The sequence below is a fragment of the Psittacicella hinzii genome (genome assembly GCF_003585935.1).
Classification (GTDB): domain Bacteria; phylum Pseudomonadota; class Gammaproteobacteria; order Enterobacterales; family Psittacicellaceae; genus Psittacicella; species Psittacicella hinzii.
The window spans coordinates 1-5,140 of record NZ_NRJG01000203.1 but is presented as its reverse complement, the minus strand read 5'-3'; the positions used below and the strand labels follow the sequence as shown (position 1 = coordinate 5,140).

General features: G+C 34.4%; 2 protein-coding genes, 2 tRNA genes and 1 pseudogene. All 5 read right to left on the bottom strand.

Translation table 11 applies throughout. The features are described from left to right. Positions 1 to 92: 92 nt before the first annotated feature. Entirely contained in the window at positions 93 to 998 is a 906-nt protein-coding gene (gene mutM / locus CKF58_RS08175) for a bifunctional DNA-formamidopyrimidine glycosylase/DNA-(apurinic or apyrimidinic site) lyase (RefSeq protein WP_119532762.1), read from the bottom strand. A 252-nt stretch (positions 999 to 1,250) separates the two neighbouring features. Continuing rightward, positions 1,251 to 1,886, bottom strand: a pseudogene (gene yihA / locus CKF58_RS08170) (ribosome biogenesis GTP-binding protein YihA/YsxC); the annotation flags it as partial. A gap of 43 nt (positions 1,887 to 1,929) precedes the next feature. Then, a complete protein-coding gene (locus CKF58_RS08165) occupies positions 1,930 to 4,461 on the bottom strand; it encodes an LPS-assembly protein LptD (RefSeq protein WP_119532758.1) in 2,532 nt (843 codons plus the stop codon). A 456-nt stretch (positions 4,462 to 4,917) separates the two neighbouring features. Then, positions 4,918 to 4,994: transfer RNA gene (locus CKF58_RS08160), tRNA-Arg, on the bottom strand. 19 nt (positions 4,995 to 5,013) lie between these two features. Continuing rightward, positions 5,014 to 5,090 (bottom strand) — tRNA-Arg (locus CKF58_RS08155). Between the last annotated feature and the right edge of the window lie 50 nt (positions 5,091 to 5,140).

Here is a 5,140-nt window from a genome sequence, read left to right as displayed (position 1 = left end):
CCATAACCAAGGAAGGACTGGCGACAAGGCGTTAGCCTTGCCCGTACCTTCGGAGTAAGTGCATACTAGACGCACGAAAAAAAGAGGACTTTTTAGTCCTCTTTTTTCGTATGTTTAGTTTTACTTTGCGCAATAGCCGTATCTACTAACTCTTGATATTTTGCTGTTGCTTTACCAATTAATGGTTGTTTTTTTGGTAAGAAGAATGCACTTCTGCCACCTAAATCTAAGCGTACAAAATAGTCATCATAATGAGAATCATATTCCCCTTCTTTACCATAGCATTTTAGCTCTTGAGCAAAATAACCAGGCTTACCATCAGGTTGCTTAAAATCTCTTAATGTTGTACCACCTGCTTCAATTGAACGTAGGAGAATCTTCTTAATAAAAGCTACTAACTGTTCAATTTGTGCAAGGCTCAAGTCTTGAATATAAGTACACGGATTAATTCCGCATTCGAATAAAGATTCATTAGCGTAAATGTTTCCTACACCTACGACAACCTTATTATCCATTAAGAGTTGTTTAATGGGACGCTGGCTTCTTTTTTGTTGGTAAGTAGCTAGGTATTGGGCATTGAAATCATTACTAAGAGCATCTGGACCATTATGAATAAATAATTCACTATGTGCAAACTCTTGGTAAGTTAGAAAAGTTACTCCACCAAAACGACGATGATCATTGTAACGTAGTACTTTGTTATTAGCAAAAACAATTTCTACGTGATCATGTTTTAAAAGCGGTAGACTGCTATCAACTACTTTTAAATTGCCAGACATCCCTAAATGAATCACAATATAGCCAGCACCATTATCAATACAAATGTATTTAGCGCGTCGGATAACATCTTTAATTGTTGTGCCTACTTGAGCTGTAAGTTTATGATCCGGTACAATACGGCATTTGGCGTTATGGATATGAATTTGCTTAATCGTTTGTCCGAGAACTAAGGGCTTAATTCCTCGAACCGTTGTTTCGACCTCTGGTAATTCTGGCATAACTTATCCTTTAGATTTATATTTAAGAGCTTGTTCAGCTTTCTTAGCTTTTTTCGGATCAACAAAAGGTTTAGATGTACCTAATCTACGTGCAGTTGGACTATAGCGTTGTTTTTTCGTTTTACCTTTAGTTTCACGTGAAGCAATAAGTGAACCTAGAAGGCTACTTTCGGCTTGTTCTTCTCCTACGACTTCATTAGAAATATCATATTTTGATGGAGGAGTAAGATCGGTAATACCCATTTGCTCATATTGACTAGTTACTGGAGCAAACCAAGCATCTAAAACCGCTGCTAATTTATCAATCCCGCGTTTTTTCACCGAAGATACTGGAATAACTTGGATTGGTTCTGGATCTGGATTTTCGTCGCTAGCCACGGTATAAGCTACTAAAGCTTCATTAACTAAACGCAATTGCTTCATTTGCTCTTGTTGCGTTAATTTATCGATTTTGGTTAGCACTACCACTACCGGTACACCAAACTCACGACACCATTCAAGCATTTGCTGATCTAAAGGTTTTAAAGGATGACGTGAATCCATAAGCAAAACAATACCTGCTAAGTATTCACGTTTTTCTAGATAAGTACCTAAAGATTTTTGCCATTCAATTTTTAGCTTCTCAGGAACGGCAGCATAACCATAACCAGGTAAGTCTACAAGATTTACATAAGGAGCTACAGCAAATAAGTTAATTAATTGCGTACGCCCTGGAGTTGAAGAAGTTTTAGCTAAATTCTTTTGGTTACAAAGAGCATTAAGTAACGAAGACTTACCAGCATTAGAAACTCCAACAAAAGCCACTTCATAACCGTTATTAACCGGTAGTTTAGCAATTGAAGGAGCTGACATTATAAATTTTGTCCGATGATAATTTAGTTTTAACATAATGAAAAAAAGTGGCTAAAGAATTTAGCCACTATCAATTGAGTTATCTATTACCTACAAACGGAATTTTACCTGAATTAATATAACGACCAAATTTATTGTTATATTGATTGTTAAAGCCAACTAAATTCAGCACAAAATCGTATGAGTTTTCAAACTGATTTTTGCCAATGCGTCGTCTTTCGTAAGAAACTCCGATAGACCAACCATAATAAACATAGTTAAAGGCTATATTACGATCTACAAGTTTACGATCGTGTAAATCAATGTAATTTGAGAAAAGCATTGATAATTGCGGATTGATGTCCCAAATAAATGCAAAGCCTAACTGTTTAATTTTTTCAGTTTGTGCATTATCGTAAGTAAAGAGAGCATCTTGGAGATACTGTTTTGTGGCAAAACGATAACTTAATTGCACAATGTTAGTTAGATTAGGTTGGTAGTTAATTGAAGCAATTCCCATTGACGATCTACTTTTAGTAAGATCTACAATCGTACTTAAGTCTAAGTTATATTTTTCGTTAAAGTTGTAGTGTAAACTTGTAACTAAATTACGTTTGTACTTAGTATAAGTAGATTCAGTATTCGGGTTGTAGTATTTAATTTTTCCTAGCGAGTTAACAAAATTAAGTTTAAGCGCTAGTTTTTGTTGTCCAGTGAATTTATTTGTATATTCAACGCGATAACCTAGATTGATGTCATTAGCGTTCTCTAATGAGTCAATACCGGAAGTATAAACTCCATTTTGAATCATTAGCGTACTTGGTAATAACATGCTCGAATCATAGTTATTAAAGCGTGAGTCTTCTAAATGATTAACCTGACGATAAGTATAACCAATACTAGGTGTTACCGTTACAGCATATTTATTAAAAGCTAAAGTGTCACGCATTAATTTAGTAGAGTAAGTTGCACTAAATTCAGGCGTAAATCTAAATAAATTCTCGTATTTACCGGTACGTTTATTGTACTGGTGGTATGCATGCTCATAAGTAGCAAGTTCATAATCTGAACGTACTAAAGAGTTGATACGTGAATAAAGAAAAGAATTTTTTAAATAGAAACGGTTAGCTTTAGTATATGTAGGAGCATCATCATTATACAAATGTGCTAGCTGCCCACTAAATGCGTAACGAATTTTATTATAGGCAAATGGTTGACTATAACTTACATTTAATTCTGGTAAAGAATTATACGAATGACTAGTGGTTGTATATATCGGTTGGAATGTATAGGCTGATAAATTCCATGACCAATTATCTTTGTTGTACCATAAACTATAATCTGATGTTAGATAGGCATCTGTATTTGAATAGTAATCATTGAAAAAGTACTTATCAGATACGTGACGATAGTTTAAGGCAACATGGTAATCATTGTTAAACGTAGCTATATGACGTAAACCTAAATAGTAACGATTACTATCAGTTTTACGGTTTGCCATTTTTGGTGTAAATGAGAAATTAAGTGTTGAGATACCTAATCTACTTTGGACATCTAAATTATTGTTTAATAATAGACCTAATTTAGTTGCGTAAGAAGTACGTAAGGTATACTTAATATTGTTGTTTACATACCAAACAAATGGCACAGTAAGCATAAAACCGGCATTACTATTTAAAGTAATACTTGGTTCTTTAAAACCTGTTTCAGGTTTACCTGAGATATTAATGGAAAAAGTTGGAAACCAGAAAATAGGTACTTTACCAATACGTAAAGTCGCACGTTTAAAAATTAAACGTTGCGTATTCATATTTATTTGCGTTTCTTTAGCTTTTACATTTAAGGTTAAAGCTTTAATTGGACCTGCATATAAAGATGAATCTTTTAAACGCGTAATATTATCTTTACTTTCAAGCGATTCAGCTGTACCGTGCATCATAGTATCAACTACGGCAAAAGTAGTTGTACTTGCATCTAATTGTGCTTTATTCGCATTGTTATCGTTAATTAGTTCTAGTACAAGTTGACTAGCTTCTAATTCTAACTGGTTCGAACTTAAATTAACTTCACCGTCGAGCGTAATTTGTTGTTTACCATCATCTAAACGACGGTAAATAATTTTTTGTGCACGTACTGCTCGGTCACCTTGGATTAAACTTGTGTTACCTGTATAGGTAATAACGTTACCATTTTCTGAGGAAAACATATAATCTGCACTAATAACGATAGGAGACTCGTTATAGTTATATTCTTTACCATCAGATTTAGGTGCATCTTTTAGAAACTTTTCGCGGATTTGTAAGGCACGAATAGCGTCATACACTTGTGAAGTAAAGGTATTGTAATAGTTATAATTTAATGCCGGATAAATGCGATCTATTTGCGCTAAAGTTATTTCACGTGTATTTAATTGTTGGAGATAACTATTACCACTATATACAGTTGTACTACCTGTTTCAGTATAGGTATAATCGGTCGCTGGTAAGTCTTTAGCAAAATCCGTAGTCACATCTGAATCAGCATGTGCCAGCAGAGCTTGCGAAATCCCCAGCGTTATTAAGCCCATAGCTTTACTAAGCTTAGTTAGTTTGAGCTTACGATAGACATGAAATATATTTAATTTCCAAGTCATGAGGAAATTTTTCCTAAAGGGAATTATTCAAGAAGTTGTATGTTTTTTAATAGCAATATTTTACCACAGAGCGCTGATTTTCCTTAGACTAAATCAAGCAAAATCATCATTTTCTTCGCTCAAATTTTATCTTAGAGCTAAAGTTATATTACCTAGTCATTGGCAAACTAAATCTTAAGCTAACCTTATATAATTTAAGTCGAGGCAAAATAATCAGCTAACTCAAATGTTCAGCCAACTCTAATATATGGTTGTCTATTATTACTAGTTGTACAATAACGAACAAAACTCCAAAACATGAAAGTCACTTCAATATTAATAAAAACTTAAAAATGAGAGGCACCACACATTTGGAATTTTTGACATAAAAAAATCAGTAGCAAGTTGCTACTGATGGATCACTATTTAATCTGTAAGTTGTAATTATGTTTTAATAATAAAACACAAGAAAAAAGATGGCGCATCCTAGAGGATTCGAACCTCTGACCGCACGGTTCGTAGCCGTGTACTCTATCCAGCTGAGCTAAGGATGCACGTAAGAAAATAAAAAAATGGCGCATCCTAGAGGATTCGAACCTCTGACCGCACGGTTCGTAGCCGTGTACTCTATCCAGCTGAGCTAAGGATGCGCAATAAGAAAATAAAAAATGGCGGTGAGAGAGGGATTCGAACCCTCGAT